Here is a 16949-nt window from a genome sequence, read left to right on the forward strand (position 1 = left end):
ATTATGGCCCTACCAACTATTGCCATTGTAGGACGTCCCAATGTTGGGAAATCAACCCTATTTAATCGGATCGCTGGTGAGCGAATCTCCATTGTAGAAGATGTCGAAGGAGTGACACGTGACCGTATCTATGCAACGGGTGAGTGGCTCAATCGTTCCTTTAGCATGATTGATACGGGAGGAATCGATGATGTCGATGCTCCTTTCATGGAACAAATCAAGCACCAGGCAGAAATTGCCATGGAAGAAGCAGATGTTATCGTCTTTGTCGTGTCTGGTAAGGAAGGAATTACTGATGCAGATGAATACGTAGCTCGTAAGCTTTATAAGACCCACAAACCAGTTATTCTTGCGGTTAACAAGGTGGATAACCCTGAGATGCGAAATGATATCTATGATTTCTATGCTCTCGGTTTGGGTGAACCACTGCCTATCTCATCTGTCCATGGTATTGGTACAGGGGATGTGCTAGACGCCATCGTAGAAAATCTTCCAAATGAATATGAAGAAGAAAATCCAGATGTGATTAAGTTTAGCTTGATTGGTCGTCCTAATGTTGGAAAATCAAGCTTGATCAATGCTATCTTGGGAGAAGACCGTGTCATTGCTAGTCCCGTTGCTGGAACAACTCGTGACGCCATCGATACACACTTTACAGATACAGATGGTCAAGAGTTTACCATGATTGATACGGCTGGTATGCGTAAGTCTGGTAAGGTTTATGAAAATACTGAGAAATACTCTGTCATGCGTGCCATGCGTGCTATTGACCGTTCAGATGTGGTCTTAATGGTCATTAATGCGGAAGAAGGCATTCGTGAATACGACAAGCGTATCGCAGGATTTGCCCATGAAGCTGGTAAAGGGATGATTATCGTGGTCAACAAGTGGGATACTCTTGAAAAAGACAACCACACTATGAAAAACTGGGAAGAAGATATTCGTGAGCAGTTCCAATACCTGCCTTACGCACCGATTATCTTTGTATCCGCTTTGACCAAGCAACGTCTCCACAAACTTCCTGAGATGATTAAGCAAATCAGTGAAAGTCAAAATACACGTATTCCATCAGCCGTCTTGAACGATGTGATTATGGATGCTATTGCCATTAACCCAACACCGACAGACAAAGGGAAACGTCTCAAGATTTTCTATGCTACCCAAGTGGCAACCAAACCACCGACCTTTGTTATCTTTGTCAACGAAGAAGAACTCATGCACTTTTCTTACCTGCGTTTCTTGGAAAATCAAATCCGCAAGGCCTTTGTCTTTGAAGGAACACCGATTCATCTCATCGCAAGAAAACGTAAATAAAAAAGCAGAATCTGGAATGACATTTCCAGATTTTTTTGATAAAATGAAGTTGAAGAAAGCGCTATCAAAAAGAGGTGTTGATGATGGAACATTTGTTTAAATTGTTAATCTTATTACCCTGTTTTTACTTTTTCAGCTGGATTGAAAAGGCCAACAGAGATAGTAAATTTTTCCCAATTTTTTACTATTTTTACTGGATTTACATCACCCTCTATGCTCTTTTTAGCCTTGCTTGGACAGTTTTTTCAGTCTTGTTTTTCAATATCCTATTGAGAAATGTGGCAGACATCAAGTCTTGGGGCATTTGGCTATTATTACTACTTATTGCTTTTTCCAGTTCTTGGTTAAACTATATCTTTTTCAAAAAAATGCTTCGCTTGAGACGGGAACTGGGGAAGTCTAAAGGTGGAAGGCATTGATTTATATTGGTAAGAACATTTAATAGAACGAAACTAAAGAAAACAATTTTAAAGAGGAGGTGTCGATGATGAAACTGTCCTTTAATTGGTTTCATTTGATACTCTTATTTCCTTGTTTATATTTTTTCTATTGGATAGACAATGCTGACAGAAACAGTAAAATTTTCCCCATCTTCTACTATTTTTACTGGATTTATATTTCCTTTTTAGCTCTGTTTAGCTTGGATATGACAATTTTTTCATTCTTATTTTTCCCTTTTGTTCTAAATTATGTATCAGATGCTAGTACTTGGGGTGTTTGGTTGCTTTTGATAGTCTTATCTCTAGGCAGTGACTGGTTAGACTATATCTTTTTCAAAAACATGTTTCGCTTGAGACGGGAACTAGGACAATCTAAAGGCGAAAGGCATTGATTTATATGGTTTTTATTGATAGGAGGTAGCTTATGGCACATCTAAAATCATTTATTACACGCTATTCTAAGGTCTATATTGGTTTAGTTCTGTTGATCTGGATTGCTTTCTTCTTTGTTCCTTGGGATAAACCAGTTCTGGGAATATCTATCAATCTCTTAATCATGCAGAAAGTTTTACTAGTTTTTGGAATTCTGTCCATTTTGATGGCCTTGCTGTCCAAGAAAGTCAGTCTCTTTGTTTTTGGACTTATCTGTTGTCTTTCTTTTTGGATAAATCTATTTATCCTATTTGCTATTTTGCCGATTTTTGGCAATTAAAGTATCATAAAAGTCAGAGAGGTTAGCTTGGAAACTAGCCTCTTTTTCCTTTTCAAAATGGGGATTCTTCCTTGAAAATAATCAGTAATTGTGCTAAAATTAAAAGAACATTCTAAAATATTCGGAATTTAAAGTAAGGAAAAACATGGCTAATATTTTAAAAACAATTATCGAAAATGATAAAGGAGAAATCCGTCGTCTGGAAAAGATGGCTGACAAGGTTTTCAAATACGAAGACCAAATGACTGCTTTGACTGACGACCAACTAAAAGCAAAAACAGTTGAATTTAAAGAACGTTATCAAAATGGAGAATCACTGGATTCATTGCTTTATGAAGCATTTGCGGTTGTCCGTGAGGGTGCCAAACGTGTCCTAGGACTCTTCCCATATAAGGTTCAGGTCATGGGGGGAATCGTTCTTCACCATGGTGACGTGCCAGAGATGCGTACAGGGGAAGGGAAAACCTTGACTGCGACCATGCCCGTATACCTCAACGCCCTTTCAGGTAAAGGGGTTCACGTAGTTACGGTCAATGAATACCTATCAGAGCGTGACGCGACTGAGATGGGTGAATTGTACTCATGGCTTGGTTTGTCAGTAGGGATTAACTTGGCTGCCAAATCTCCAATGGAGAAAAAAGAAGCCTATGAGTGTGATATTACCTACTCAACCAACTCAGAAATCGGATTTGACTACCTTCGTGATAACATGGTCGTTCGTGCTGAAAACATGGTACAACGCCCGCTTAACTATGCCTTGGTCGATGAGGTTGACTCTATCTTGATTGACGAGGCGCGTACACCTTTGATCGTATCAGGTGCTAACGCAGTTGAAACTAGTCAGTTGTATCACATGGCAGACCACTATGTAAAATCTTTGGACAAAGACGACTATATCATCGATGTGCAGTCTAAGACTATTGGTTTGTCTGATTCAGGGATTGACAAGGCTGAAAGCTACTTCAAGCTTGACAATCTCTATGACATCGAAAACGTAGCTCTTACTCACTTTATCGATAACGCCCTTCGTGCCAACTACATTATGCTTCTCGATATTGACTATGTGGTGAGCGAAGAACAAGAAATCTTGATCGTTGACCAATTTACAGGTCGTACCATGGAAGGTCGTCGTTATTCTGATGGATTGCACCAAGCCATTGAAGCCAAAGAAGGTGTGCCAATTCAGGATGAAACTAAGACATCTGCCTCAATCACTTACCAAAACCTTTTCCGTATGTACAAGAAATTGTCTGGTATGACGGGTACAGGTAAGACTGAGGAAGAAGAATTCCGTGAAATTTACAACATTCGTGTTATTCCAATCCCAACCAACCGTCCTGTTCAACGTATTGACCACTCAGACCTTCTTTATGCAAGTATTGAGGCTAAGTTTAAGGCGGTTGTCGAAGACGTTAAGGCTCGTTACCAAAAAGGTCAGCCTGTCTTGGTTGGTACAGTAGCGGTTGAAACTAGTGATTACATTTCTAAGAAATTGGTTGCAGCTGGCGTACCTCACGAAGTCTTGAACGCAAAAAACCACTATAAAGAAGCCCAAATCATCATGAATGCTGGTCAACGTGGTGCTGTTACCATTGCGACTAACATGGCCGGTCGTGGTACCGACATCAAGCTTGGTGAAGGGGTTCGCGAATTGGGTGGACTTTGTGTTATTGGTACAGAACGTCATGAAAGCCGTCGTATCGATAACCAGCTTCGTGGACGTTCAGGTCGTCAAGGAGATCCAGGTGAGTCACAATTCTACCTATCTCTTGAAGATGATTTGATGAAACGTTTTGGTTCTGAACGTTTGAAGGGAATCTTTGAACGCTTGAACATGTCTGAGGAGGCGATTGAGTCTCGTATGTTGACGCGTCAGGTTGAAGCGGCGCAAAAACGTGTCGAAGGAAATAACTACGATACCCGTAAACAAGTCCTTCAATACGATGACGTCATGCGTGAACAACGTGAAATTATCTACGCTCAACGTTACGATGTTATCACTGCAGACCGTGACTTGGCGCCTGAAATTCACTCAATGATCAAACGCACGATTGGTCGTGTCGTTGATGGTCATGCGCGTGCCAAACAAGATGAAAAACTAGAGGCAATTTTGAACTTTGCTAAGTATAACTTGCTTCCAGAAGATTCTATTACGATGGAAGATTTGTCAGGCTTGTCTGATAAGGCTATCAAAGAAGAGCTCTTTCAACGTGCCTTGAAGGTTTACGATAGTCAGGTTTCAAAACTACGAGATGAAGAAGCAGTTAAAGAATTCCAAAAAGTTTTGATTCTACGAGTGGTAGATAACAAGTGGACAGATCATATCGATGCTCTCGATCAATTGCGTAACGCGGTTGGACTTCGTGGCTATGCTCAGAACAACCCTGTTGTTGAGTATCAGGCAGAAGGTTTCCGTATGTTTAATGACATGATTGGTTCAATCGAGTTTGATGTGACACGTTTGATGATGAAAGCACAAATTCATGAACAAGAAAGACCACAAGCAGAACACCATATCAGTACAACAGCGACTCGCAATATCGCTGCCCACCAAGCAAATATGCCAGAAGATTTGGATTTGAGCCAGATTGGACGGAATGAACTTTGCCCATGTGGTTCTGGTAAGAAGTTTAAAAACTGTCACGGTAAAAGACAATAAAATGAGATAGTTTAGAGGCGGATACCTTGTGAAAAGTAAATTTTTACTTGGTATCCGTTTGATTTATAAGGAGATGAGTTATGGTATTTACAGCAAAAAGTCCTAAAATTAATATTGAAGAAGTTCGTGCCTTATCAAAACTAGAAGGCCAAGCTTTGGAGAGAAAATCACAGCGCGATCAAGAGCTAGAAGCCATTATACGTGGAGAAGACCAACGAATTCTCTTGGTAATCGGACCATGCTCATCTGACAATGAAGAAGCTGTCCTTGAGTACGCTAAGCGTTTGGCAACTTTGCAAGAAGAAGTAGCAGACCGTATTTTTATGGTTATGCGTGTTTATACTGCTAAACCTCGTACCAACGGAGATGGCTATAAGGGCTTGATTCACCAACCTAATGCGACAGAAGCGCCAAGCCTCATCAACGGAATCAAAGCTGTGCGCCATCTTCACTATCGTGTTATCACAGAAACAGGTATGACGACAGCTGATGAAATGCTTTATCCTGAAAATCTTCCGCTTGTAGATGATTTGATTTCATACATGGCGGTTGGTGCCCGTTCAGTTGAAGACCAGCAACACCGCTTTGTGGCAAGTGGGGCAGATTTCGCGACTGGGTTTAAAAATCCAACCTCTGGAAATCTCAATGTTATGTTTAATGGAATTTATGCTGCTCAAAACAAACAAAGTTTCCTTTTCCTAGGAAAAGAAGTGGAAACAACTGGGAACCAGCTTTCGCACGCCATTCTTCGTGGAGCAATTAATGAGTATGGTAAGAATATTCCTAACTACTACTATGATAATTTGATGGATACCATTGCTCAGTATGAGAAAATGGGCTTGGAAAATCCTTTTATCATTGTGGACACCAATCATGACAACTCTGGTAAGCAATATATGGATCAGATTCGAATTGTCCGCCAGACCTTGATTAACCGTGATTGGAATGAAAAAATCAAGCAGTATGTTCGTGGCTTTATGATTGAGTCTTATCTAGAAGACGGCCGTCAGAACGAACCGGAAGTATTTGGCAAGTCTATCACAGACCCTTGCCTTGGCTGGGATAATACGGAAGCCCTTGTCAGAGAAATCTACCAAACGCTAGGAGAATAAGATGGCATTTATTGAAAAAGGTCAAGAAATCGATATTGAAGCAATCAAGGCAGAAACCCAATTGTCTGCGGAAGCCTTGCGACTCAAGGAGCGCCGTGATAGAGAATTGGCAGACATTATTTCAGGAGAAGATGACCATATCCTTTTGGTGATTGGTCCTTGCTCTTCTGACAATGAAGAGGCTGTCTTGGAATATGCACGCCGTTTATCAGCCTTGCAGAAGAAGGTGGCGGATAAGATTTTCATGGTTATGCGTGTTTATACAGCTAAACCACGCACCAACGGAGACGGCTATAAAGGTTTGGTTCACCAACCAGATACCTCTAAGGCTCCAAGTTTGATTAACGGTTTGCAGGCTGTTCGTCAGTTGCACTACCGCGTGATTACAGAGACTGGTTTGACAACGGCAGATGAGATGCTTTATCCGTCAAATCTGGTCTTGGTGGATGACTTGGTCAGCTACCATGCTGTTGGGGCTCGTTCTGTGGAAGACCAAGAGCACCGTTTTGTGGCTTCAGGGATTGATGCACCAGTCGGGATGAAAAACCCAACCTCTGGGAATCTTGGTGTTATGTTTAACGCTATCTATGCTGCTCAAAACAAACAGACCTTCCTCTTCCATGGTCAAGAAGTTGAGACTTCAGGAAATCCTTTAGCCCACGTTATCCTTCGTGGAGCAGTTAATGAATATGGGAAAAATGAGCCTAACTTTTACTATGAAACCCTGCTAAATGCTATTGAGCGCTATGAAGCCATGGGACTTGAAAATCCCTTTATCCTCATTGACACCAACCATGATAATTCTGGCAAGCAATATATGGAGCAGATTCGAATTGTTCGTCAGACCTTGCAAAATCGTGATTGGAATGAGAAGATTAAAAAGACAGTTCGAGGTTTTATGATTGAATCTTACCTAGCAGATGGTCGTCAAAACCAACCAGAGGTCTTTGGTTGCTCCATTACCGATCCTTGCCTAGGTTGGGAAAATACAGAGGCTTTGGTAGAAGAAATCTATGCTACCTTGACAAAATAAGTGAAAAGGATGGAGTTGGGGAATCTCAACTCCTTTTGATGAGAATGATAGTTGGACACGGAATTGACATAGAAGAATTAGCTTCGATAGAAAGCGCAGTTAAACGACATGAAGGCTTTGCTAAGCGCGTGCTGACCGCTAAGGAAATGGAACGGTTTAACAGTCTTAAAGGGCGCAGACAAATCGAATATTTGGCTGGTCGCTGGTCGGCTAAGGAGGCCTTTTCAAAGGCTATGGGAACGGGTATTGGCAAGCTCGGTTTTCAGGATTTGGAAGTCTTGAATAATGAACGCGGGGCGCCTTATTTTAGTCGGTCACCATTTTCAGGGAAGATTTGGCTGTCTATCAGCCACACAGATCAGTTTGTGACAGCCAGTGTCATTTTGGAGGAAAATCATGAAAGCTAGTCCACATAGACCAACCAAGGCTCTGATTCATCTGGGAGCTATTCGACAAAATATTCAACAAATGGGGGCTCATATCCCTGAAGGAACGCTTAAATTTGCGGTTGTTAAGGCCAATGCCTATGGGCATGGGGCTGTTGCCGTTGCCAAGGCGATTCAAGATGATGTTGATGGTTTTTGCGTTTCGAATATTGATGAGGCCATTGAACTCAGACAGGCTGGACTGAGTAAGCGAATCCTCATTTTAGGAGTTTCTGATCTAGAAGCTGTTTCTCTTGCTAAAGAATATGATATCACTTTGACAGTGGCTGGGCTGGAGTGGATTCAAGCGCTCTTAGATCAGGAAGAAGACCTATCAGGTTTGACAGTCCACCTCAAGATTGACTCAGGGATGGGACGGATTGGTTTTAGAGATGCCAGTGAAGCTGATCAGGCTCAAGCCTTGCTTCAACAACACGGTGCTTGTATTGAAGGAATTTTTACCCACTTTGCTACTGCAGACGAGAAATCAGATGACTACTTTAATGCCCAGTTAGAACGGTTTAAAACTATTTTGGCCAGTATGAAAGGTCTTCCAGAGCTGATACATGCCAGCAATTCGGCAACGACCCTTTGGCATGCAGAGACTATTTTCAATGCGGTTCGTATGGGAGATGCTATGTATGGTCTTAATCCTAGTGGAGAGGTTTTGGACTTACCCTATGACTTGAAACCAGCCTTGACCTTGGAGTCTGCTATGGTCCATGTCAAGACAGTTTCAGCTGGAGCTTGCATGGGCTACGGAGCGACATATCAAGCGGATAGTGAGCAAGTCATTGCGACGGTGCCAATCGGCTATGCGGATGGTTGGACACGAGACATGCAGAATTTCGCTGTCTTGGTAGATGGCCAAGCTTGCCCAATCGTCGGCAGGGTTTCGATGGACCAAATCACCATTCGTCTGCCTAAGCTTTATCCACTCGGAACCAAGGTAACCTTGATTGGTTCCAACGGGGGCAAGGAAATTACAGCTACTCAGGTAGCGACCTACCGTGGAACCATTAACTATGAAGTGGTTTGTCTTCTCAGCGACCGCATTCCGAGAGAATATTATTAGAAAAGAAAGGAGTGGAGCATGAATCTACATCAACCCTTGCATGTCTTACCTGGTGTGGGACCAAAGTCAGCAGAAAAATACGCCAAACTAGGAATTGAAAACTTGCAAGACCTCTTGCTCTACTTTCCTTTCCGATATGAAGACTTCAAGACCAAGCAAGTGCTGGAACTGGAAGACGGTGAAAAGGCGGTTCTTTCTGGTCAAGTCGTGACTCCAGCTAGTGTCCAGTATTATGGTTTCAAGCGCAATCGCCTGCGCTTTAGCCTCAAGCAGGGAGAAGTCGTTTTTGCAGTGAACTTCTTTAACCAACCCTACCTAGCAGACAAGATAGAGTTGGGAGCAACTCTTGCTGTCTTTGGAAAATGGGACCGCGCCAAGGCTAGTTTGACTGGGATGAAGGTCCTGGCTCAGGTGGAAGATGACCTCCAACCTGTCTATCGCTTGGCTCAGGGAATCAGTCAGGCAAGTTTGGTTAAGGTCATCAAGACGGCTTTTGATCAGGGACTGGACCTCTTGATAGAGGAAAATCTTCCCCAGTCTTTGCTGGACAAATACAAACTCATGTCCCGTTGTCAGGCTGTTCGTGCCATGCATTTCCCCAAGGATTTGGCAGAATACAAGCAGGCCCTTCGCCGTATCAAATTTGAGGAACTCTTTTATTTCCAAATGCAATTGCAGATGCTCAAGTCTGAAAATAGAGTTCAGGGAAGCGGTCTGGTTCTGGATTGGTCTCAGGAAAAAGTGACAGAAGTCAAAGAAAGCCTTCCTTTTGCCCTGACCCCAGCTCAGGAAAAGAGTTTGCAGGAAATTTTGACCGACATGAAGTCCGATCACCACATGAATCGTCTCCTACAAGGAGATGTGGGGAGCGGAAAAACGGTAGTCGCTGGTTTGGCTATGTTTGCGGCAGTGACAGCTGGCTACCAATCAGCCCTCATGGTACCAACAGAAATCCTTGCAGAGCAACACTTTGAGAGTTTACAGAACCTTTTTCCAGACTTGAAACTGGCTCTTTTGACAGGTTCCTTGAAAGCTGCAGAAAAGAGAGAAGTCTTGGACACCATTGCCAAGGGTGAGGCTGATTTGATTATCGGAACCCACGCTCTGATTCAGGATGGGGTGGATTATAATCGCCTTGGTTTGATTATTATCGATGAGCAGCACCGTTTTGGTGTGGGGCAAAGGCGTATTCTAAGGGAAAAAGGCGACAATCCAGATGTTCTCATGATGACAGCGACTCCTATTCCACGGACGCTGGCTATCACAGCCTTTGGCGATATGGATGTTTCCATTATCGACCAGATGCCAGCAGGACGGAAGCCTATTGTGACACGCTGGATCAAACATGAGCAATTACCTCAGGTCTTGACTTGGTTAGAGGGGGAAATTAAAAAAGGTTCACAAGCCTATGTCATCTCTCCCTTGATTGAAGAATCAGAAGCTCTGGATTTGAAAAATGCCATTGCCTTATCAGAGGAATTGACGGCTCATTTTGCTGGTAAGGCAGAGGTGGCTCTTCTACATGGTAAGATGAAGAGTGACGAAAAAGACCAGATAATGCAGGAGTTCAAAGAGCGAAAAACGGATATTCTAGTTTCGACAACGGTTATTGAGGTTGGGGTCAACGTTCCCAATGCGACCGTCATGATTATCATGGATGCCGATCGCTTCGGGCTTAGCCAGCTTCACCAGCTCAGAGGTCGTGTGGGTCGGGGAGATAAGCAGTCTTATGCAGTTATCGTTGCCAATCCCAAGACAGATTCTGGGAAAGACCGCATGCGCATCATGACAGAAACGACCAATGGATTTGTCCTTGCGGAGGAAGATTTGAAAATGCGTGGTTCTGGTGAGATTTTTGGAACCAGACAGTCAGGACTTCCAGAATTTCAAGTGGCTGATATTATCGAAGATTTTCCGATTTTAGAAGAAGCCAGAAAGGTTGCTAGCTACATTAGTTCTATAGAAGGCTGGCAAGAGGATCCAGAGTGGCGCATGATTGCCCTTCATTTGGAAAAGAAAGAACATCTAGATTAAGCTTTCTCTAAGGAAATCTTAAGCTAGCTTTTAGGTTAGCCCCTTATACTAGAGTCATCAAAAAGAAACGAGGACTCTCACATGACCGTAACGATTAAAGTAAATTACCAAACTACTTTCCAAAAGAAGGAAGCAAAAAATTAAGATTGAGCAGAAGAAGAAAGAGCGAAAATGCTCTTTTTTCATTTCTAAAACTACTTTCAGTCGATAGGTTTGAGGGAGAAAATCTAAAATCTCTTTCTATTTACTCTTCTTTCTTGCATTGCTTTTCTAGATATGCTAGAGTGGTGATAGCGATTACAAAAAAAGAAGGAGCATATTATGAAAAATCCAGCTTTATTAGAAGAAATCAAGACTTATAAAGGACGGGATGAGGTTCCAGAAGACTTTGATACTTTCTGGGATGAGGAAGTGAAAAAAGTTTCAACACTTCCAGGCTACCAGTTGGAGGAAAGAAATTTCCACATTCCTCAAGTCAAGTGCTATGAGTTAACATTTGAAGGAAGCAAGGAAGGCAAGGTCTATGCACGCGTCGTTCTTCCAAAGAGTGAGGGTAAAGTTCCAATAATTTTCCATTTCCATGGTTATATGGGACGTGGCTTGGACTGGGCTGACATGCTAGCCTATACTGTGGCTGGTTATGGTGTTGTTTCCATGGATGTGCGGGGGCAGTCGGGTTACTCACAAGATGGTTTGCGTTCTCCTCTAGGAAATACGGTTAAGGGGCATATTATCCGTGGTGCTGTGGAAGGTCGGGATCACCTCTTTTATAAGGATGTTTATCTGGATATTTACCAGTTGGTTGAAATTATTGCTAGTCTGCCTGAGGTGGATGAGAAGCGCCTTTCTAGCTATGGTGCCTCACAGGGAGGGGCTCTAGCTCTAGTTGCAGCAGCTCTCAATCCTCGAATTAAGAAAACTGTTGCAATCTATCCTTTCTTATCAGACTTCAGACGAGTGCTTGAGATTGGCAATACTAGCGAAGCTTACGACGAACTTTTCCGTTATTTCAAGTTTCACGACCCCTTCCATGAAACTGAGGAGGAAATCATGGCGACCCTTGCCTATATCGATGTGAAAAATATTGCCCATCGTATCAAGGGTGAGGTTAAGATGATTACGGGCTTGGACGATGATGTTTGCTATCCTATTACCCAGTTTGCGATTTACAACCGTCTGACCTGCGATAAAGCCTATCGCATCATGCCTGAGTATGCTCACGAAGCCATGAATGTCTTTCTCAATGACCAAGTCTACAACTGGCTCTGTGGTAGTGAGATTACTTTTAAGTATATAAAGTGATGAATGAGAGAGCCCAGTAGCTCTCTTTTTGTTATAAATGTTGAAAGTACTTTTAAAAATATTAAAATATTAAAATATTACTGAAAGTAAAATCTATTCTATGGCAAGCTCGAGATAAACCTATGACTTTATTGTATAATAAAGAAAAAGTCTCTAGGAAAGGAGTGAAAGAGCTACTATTTGGACTGCAACTAGCTAAATATTGAAAGAGAGAAGGAGAGGAACTCTCGTTTATTAATTACTTTCTTGTGTTTTCCTATGGTGGGGAGTAAAAATTTTAAAACAAAAAGAAAGCGCTTTATTTTTGGTGATATTGAAAGGTAGAAAGATGAATCAGAAGAATTTTGACAGAAAACAAAGATATGGTATTCGTAAATTTGCAGTGGGTGTAGCCTCTGTAACCATTGGTGCAGTGGTGTTTGGAGTAAACCCTGTATTGGCAAATGAACAAGGAAACTCAACTGTAACCGCTGCTGAAAATAATAATCAAGGTTTATCAGAATTACCAAAAGAAGCTTCTTCAGGAAGTCTTGCTCATTTAGATAGTGAATTAGCTGGAAAATTGGCAACAGCGAAAGACAATGGTGTGGAAGTTGATCAGGATAAGTTAAAGAAAAATGAGACTGCTGAAGCAGAGACAACCACTCCAACAAATACACCTGCAGCTGACAATACACCAGCTCCTGCTGATAAACCAGAAACAGATTCTGCAACTACAGAAGCAAGTAACAAGGAGCAAAATAAAGAAGAAGAGGGAGTACTTCTTCGAGATTATTATGCTAGAGACATCGCAAATGCAACTCCAGTAGTGGAAAAAGAAGATGTTGAAACAAATGCGAAAAATGGTCAGCGTGTAGACCTAGCCAGTGAGTTAGATACATTGAAGAAGCTTCAAAATGCGACCATTCATATGGAATTCAAGCCAGATGCCAAAGCTCCAGCATTTTATAATCTATTCTCAGTGTCTAGTGATAAGAAAAAAGATGAGTACTTCACAATGGCTGTTCTCAATAATACAGCCTTAATTGAGGGACGTGATGCCAATGGAGTACAATTTTATGATAAATATACGGATGCTCCATTACAAGTACGTCCTGGTCAGTGGAATTCAGTAACTTTCACAGTTGAAAAACCGACAGCAGAATTACCTCATGGTCGAGTGCGCCTCTACGTGAACGGGGTATTATCTCGAACAAGTCTGAAATCTGGTCATTTCATCAAAGATATGCCAGATGTAACACATGCTCAAATCGGAGCCACCAAGCGTGCTAGTAATACTGTTTGGGGATCCAATCTACAAGTTCGGAACCTAACTGTCTATGATCGTGCTTTAACACCAGATGAAGTTCAAACACGGAGTCAACTGTTTGAAAGAGGTGATTTGGAAAAGAAACTTCCTGAAGGTGCGAAAATCTCAGAGAAAGAAGATGTTTTTGAAGGCGGAATGCATAACCAACCAAATAAAGATGGGATCAAGAGTTATCGTATTCCTGCACTTCTTAAGACAGATAAAGGTACTCTGATTGCTGGTGCAGATGAGCGTCGTCTTCATTCAAGTGACTGGGGCGATATCGGCATGGTCGTCAGACGAAGTGAAGATAAGGGTAAAACATGGAGCGATCGAGTAACGATTACAAATTTACGAGACAATCCAAAAGCCTCTGATCCATCAATCGGTTCACCAGTGAACATCGATATGGTTTTGGTTCAAGATCCTGAGACAAAACGAATTTTTTCTATCTATGATATGTTCCCAGAAGGGAAAGGAATCTTTGGAATGGCTGATCAAAGAGAAGAAGCCTATAAACAAATCGATGGCAAAACTTATCAAATTCTCTATAAAGAAGGCGAAGACGGCTCCTATACAATACGTGAAAATGGCACAGTTTATACCCCAGATGGGAAACCAACAGATTATCGTGTTGTTGTAGATCCGGTGAAACCATCTTATAGTGATAAGGGTGATTTATATCAAGGGGATCAACTATTAGGAAATATTTATTTCACAAGCAATAAAACGTCTCCATTTAGAGTCGCTAAAGATTCTTATCTATGGATGTCTTATAGTGATGATGATGGTAAGACTTGGTCAGCTCCTCAAGATATTACTCCGATGGTCAAAGCCGATTGGATGAAATTCTTAGGTGTGGGGCCTGGAGTGGGGATTACCCTTCGTACTGGACCACATAAAGGTCGAATCGTCGTTCCTGTCTATACGACCAACCGGGCTAATCACCTCAATGGTTCTCAATCATCTCGAATCATTTACTCAGACGACCATGGTAAGACTTGGCATATGGGTGGTGGTGTTAACGACCATCGTACACTTTATGATGGTACAGTAGTCGATTCAAGTACCATGAGCAATTATTATGCTCAAAATACGGAATCTTCTGTTGTTCAGTTAAACAATGGGGACCTCAAACTCTTTATGCGTGGTTTGACTGAAGATCTACAGGTTGCGACCAGTCATGATGGTGGTCTAACTTGGGACAATAACGTTGATCGCTATGATGTGCCAGATGTTTATGTTCAAATGGCCGCGACTCATACGGTTCAAAATGGTAAAGAGTATATTCTCTTGGCGAATGCGAACGGTCCAGGTCGTAAAAATGGTTATATTCGAGTGGCTCGTGTTGAAGAAGATGGCCAGTTAACTTGGCTGCACCATCATTTGATTCAGGAAGGTGAATATGCTTATAACTCTCTTCAACAAATTGGACCAGATGAATATGGACTTTTATATGAGCACCATGCTCCAGGGGGTGTTCCATATACACTTTCCTTCAAGAAATTCAACTGGGATTTCTTGACCAAGGAAAGAATTTCTCCTAAAGAAGCAAAAGTAAAATATGCTATTCAAAAATGGCCAGGTATTATTGCGATGGAGTTTGATTCGGAAGTATTGGTAAATAAGGCTCCAACCCTTCAGTTGGCAAATGGTAAAACGGCAACCTTCATGACTCAGTACGATCCCAAAACTCTCTTATTTACAGTGAATCCAGAGGACATGGGTCAAAGAATTACAGGTCTGGCAGAAGGTGCAATTGAAAGTATGCACAATTTACCAGTCTCTTTAGCTGGATCTAAATTAAGCGATGGTATAAATGGAAGTGAAGCTGCGATAAATGAAGTTCCAGAATTTACAGGTGGAGTTAATGGCGTTGAGGCTGCAGTAACTGAAGAAGCTCCTGAATATACAGGTCCATTGGCAACAGTGGGAGAAGAACCAGCACCAACAGTAGAAAAACCGGAGTTTACAGGTGGAGTGAATGGAGTAGAAGCTCTTGTAACAGAAATTCCTGAATACACAGGTCCCTTAGCAACAGTAGGAGAAGAACCAGCACCAACAGTAGAAAAACCGGAGTTTACAGGTGGAGTGAATGGAGTAGAAGCTCTTGTAACAGAAATTCCTGAATACACAGGTCCCTTAGCAACAGTAGGAGAAGAACCAGCTCCAACAGTAGAAAAACCGGAATTCAAAGGGGGCGTAAATTCAGTTCTAGCAGCTTCAAATGAGGTTCCGGAATATAGAGGTGGTGCTAACTTTGTCTTGGCAGCTTCAAATGACCTCCCTGAATATAAAGGCGGTGTCAATGGCGCTGAGGCAGCAATCCATGAAGTGCCAGAGTACAAGGGAGAAACCAAACCAGTCTTAGCAGCTGCAAACGAACGTCCAGCTAAGAAGTTATCTTTTGGACAAGATGCTACTTATCAAGCACCAGCAGCTAAACAAAACGAGCTACCAAATACTGGAAGCAAAGAAAATACAACCTTTATTTCTCTTGGATTAGTGACAGGTCTCTTATCTATCTTGACATTTGGGAAGAAACGAAAAGAGGACTAGATTAGGTCTTGAATAAAATGAATTTCGCTCATCGTTAATGATAAAAGAGATGGCTCATTTGAAAGATGGCTATCTCTTTTTATCATTTTATAAGGTAAGTGAACAGAAAACAAGACGGAGCTGAAACTACTTTCAGAAACAGCTGTTCTATAAAATACTTTTGAAACTGAAATCTATTCTACCACAAAATATTGAAAGCGCTTTAAAAATAATATATAATGAACTCATAAGAACAAAGAAAAGGAGGAAAGAGGATGCCACAAATTACTAAAGAAGCCTTGATTGCACAAATCAAAGATGGAATCATCGTTTCTTGTCAGGCCCTTCCTCACGAACCGCTTTATACAGAAGCGGGAGGAGTCATTCCCTTGCTGGTCAAAGCGGCTGAGCAAGGTGGAGCAGTCGGTATCCGAGCAAATAGTGTTCGCGATATCAAGGAAATCAAGGAGGTTACAAACCTTCCAATCATTGGGATCATTAAACGAGATTATCCACCGCAAGAACCCTTCATCACTGCCACTATGAAAGAAGTTGATGAATTGGCAGAGCTTGACATCGAGGTGATTGCTCTGGATTGTACCAAGCGTAAACGTTACGATGGTTTGGAGATTCAAGACTTTATTCGTCAGGTTAAGGAAAAATACCCTAACCAGCTCTTGATGGCTGATACAAGTACTTTCGAAGAAGGACTAACGGCTGTTGAAGCAGGAATTGACTTTGTCGGAACAACCTTATCAGGATACACATCTTACAGTCCAAAAGTGGATGGCCCCGATTTTGAACTAATCAAAAAACTCTGTGATGCTGGCGTGGATGTCATTGCAGAAGGAAAAATTCATACACCTGAACAAGCCAAACAAATCCTGGGATATGGAGTGCGAGGCATTGTTGTAGGTGGCGCTATTACTAGACCAAAAGAGATTACAGAACGCTTCGTTGCTGGTCTTAAATAACATAATTTAAAAACAGAGGAGAGTGGTGGATGCGTCGGATGAA

At 42.0% G+C, this 16949-nt stretch carries 13 protein-coding genes; all 13 read left to right on the forward strand.

From position 1 onward, the window contains the following. The first annotated feature begins 3 nt into the window (after positions 1–3). The 13 genes from der to KB197_RS03105 all read left to right on the forward strand — a co-directional run bounded on the left by der (position 4) and on the right by KB197_RS03105 (position 16906). Positions 4–1314: a ribosome biogenesis GTPase Der gene (gene der, locus KB197_RS03045; RefSeq protein ID WP_001207696.1), complete on the forward strand. Its 1311-nt coding sequence runs from the start codon at positions 4–6 to the stop codon at positions 1312–1314. An 83-nt stretch (positions 1315–1397) separates the two neighbouring features. Beyond that, on the forward strand, positions 1398–1733 hold the full coding sequence (locus KB197_RS03050) for a hypothetical protein (RefSeq protein ID WP_212573476.1): 336 nt from the start codon (positions 1398–1400) through the stop codon (positions 1731–1733). A 65-nt stretch (positions 1734–1798) separates the two neighbouring features. Continuing rightward, a complete protein-coding gene (locus KB197_RS03055) occupies positions 1799–2146 on the forward strand; it encodes a hypothetical protein (RefSeq protein WP_421127825.1) in 348 nt (115 codons plus the stop codon). Positions 2147–2178: 32 nt separating this feature from the next. After that, positions 2179–2466 carry a hypothetical protein gene (locus tag KB197_RS03060; protein WP_000940702.1) on the forward strand — a complete coding sequence of 96 codons (288 nt, stop codon included), beginning with the start codon at positions 2179–2181 and terminating at the stop codon, positions 2464–2466. Positions 2467–2611: 145 nt separating this feature from the next. Continuing rightward, the gene (secA, locus tag KB197_RS03065; RefSeq protein ID WP_064276021.1) at positions 2612–5125 is read left to right on the forward strand and encodes a preprotein translocase subunit SecA; all 2514 of its coding nucleotides are present in this window, start codon (positions 2612–2614) and stop codon (positions 5123–5125) included. Between the two features lie 80 nt (positions 5126–5205). Then, entirely contained in the window at positions 5206–6237 is a 1032-nt protein-coding gene (locus KB197_RS03070; RefSeq protein ID WP_064276019.1) for a 3-deoxy-7-phosphoheptulonate synthase, read from the forward strand. Between the two features lies 1 nt (position 6238). Next, positions 6239–7270 carry a 3-deoxy-7-phosphoheptulonate synthase gene (locus tag KB197_RS03075; RefSeq protein WP_064276017.1) on the forward strand — a complete coding sequence of 344 codons (1032 nt, stop codon included), beginning with the start codon at positions 6239–6241 and terminating at the stop codon, positions 7268–7270. Between the two features lie 44 nt (positions 7271–7314). After that, positions 7315–7677, forward strand: coding sequence for a holo-ACP synthase (gene acpS / locus KB197_RS03080; RefSeq protein WP_064276016.1), 363 nt, complete (start codon positions 7315–7317; stop codon positions 7675–7677). After that, positions 7667–8770, forward strand: coding sequence for an alanine racemase (gene alr / locus KB197_RS03085; protein ID WP_064276014.1), 1104 nt, complete (start codon positions 7667–7669; stop codon positions 8768–8770). The genes acpS and alr overlap by 11 nt, the downstream gene beginning before the upstream one ends. An 18-nt stretch (positions 8771–8788) precedes the next feature. Next, positions 8789–10804, forward strand: a complete 2016-nt coding sequence (gene recG / locus KB197_RS03090) for an ATP-dependent DNA helicase RecG (RefSeq protein WP_064276012.1) — start codon at positions 8789–8791, stop codon at positions 10802–10804. 321 nt (positions 10805–11125) lie between these two features. Continuing rightward, positions 11126–12106, forward strand: coding sequence for an acetylxylan esterase (locus KB197_RS03095; protein WP_064276010.1), 981 nt, complete (start codon positions 11126–11128; stop codon positions 12104–12106). A gap of 328 nt (positions 12107–12434) precedes the next feature. Then, on the forward strand, positions 12435–15953 hold the full coding sequence (locus tag KB197_RS03100; protein ID WP_064276008.1) for an SIALI-17 repeat-containing surface protein: 3519 nt from the start codon (positions 12435–12437) through the stop codon (positions 15951–15953). Between the two features lie 254 nt (positions 15954–16207). Next, the gene (locus tag KB197_RS03105) at positions 16208–16906 is read left to right on the forward strand and encodes an N-acetylmannosamine-6-phosphate 2-epimerase (RefSeq protein ID WP_064276006.1); all 699 of its coding nucleotides are present in this window, start codon (positions 16208–16210) and stop codon (positions 16904–16906) included. Positions 16907–16949 lie beyond the last annotated feature (43 nt).

This window comes from Streptococcus sp. 11-4097, assembly GCF_018215285.2.
Taxonomy (GTDB): Bacteria; Bacillota; Bacilli; order Lactobacillales; family Streptococcaceae; genus Streptococcus.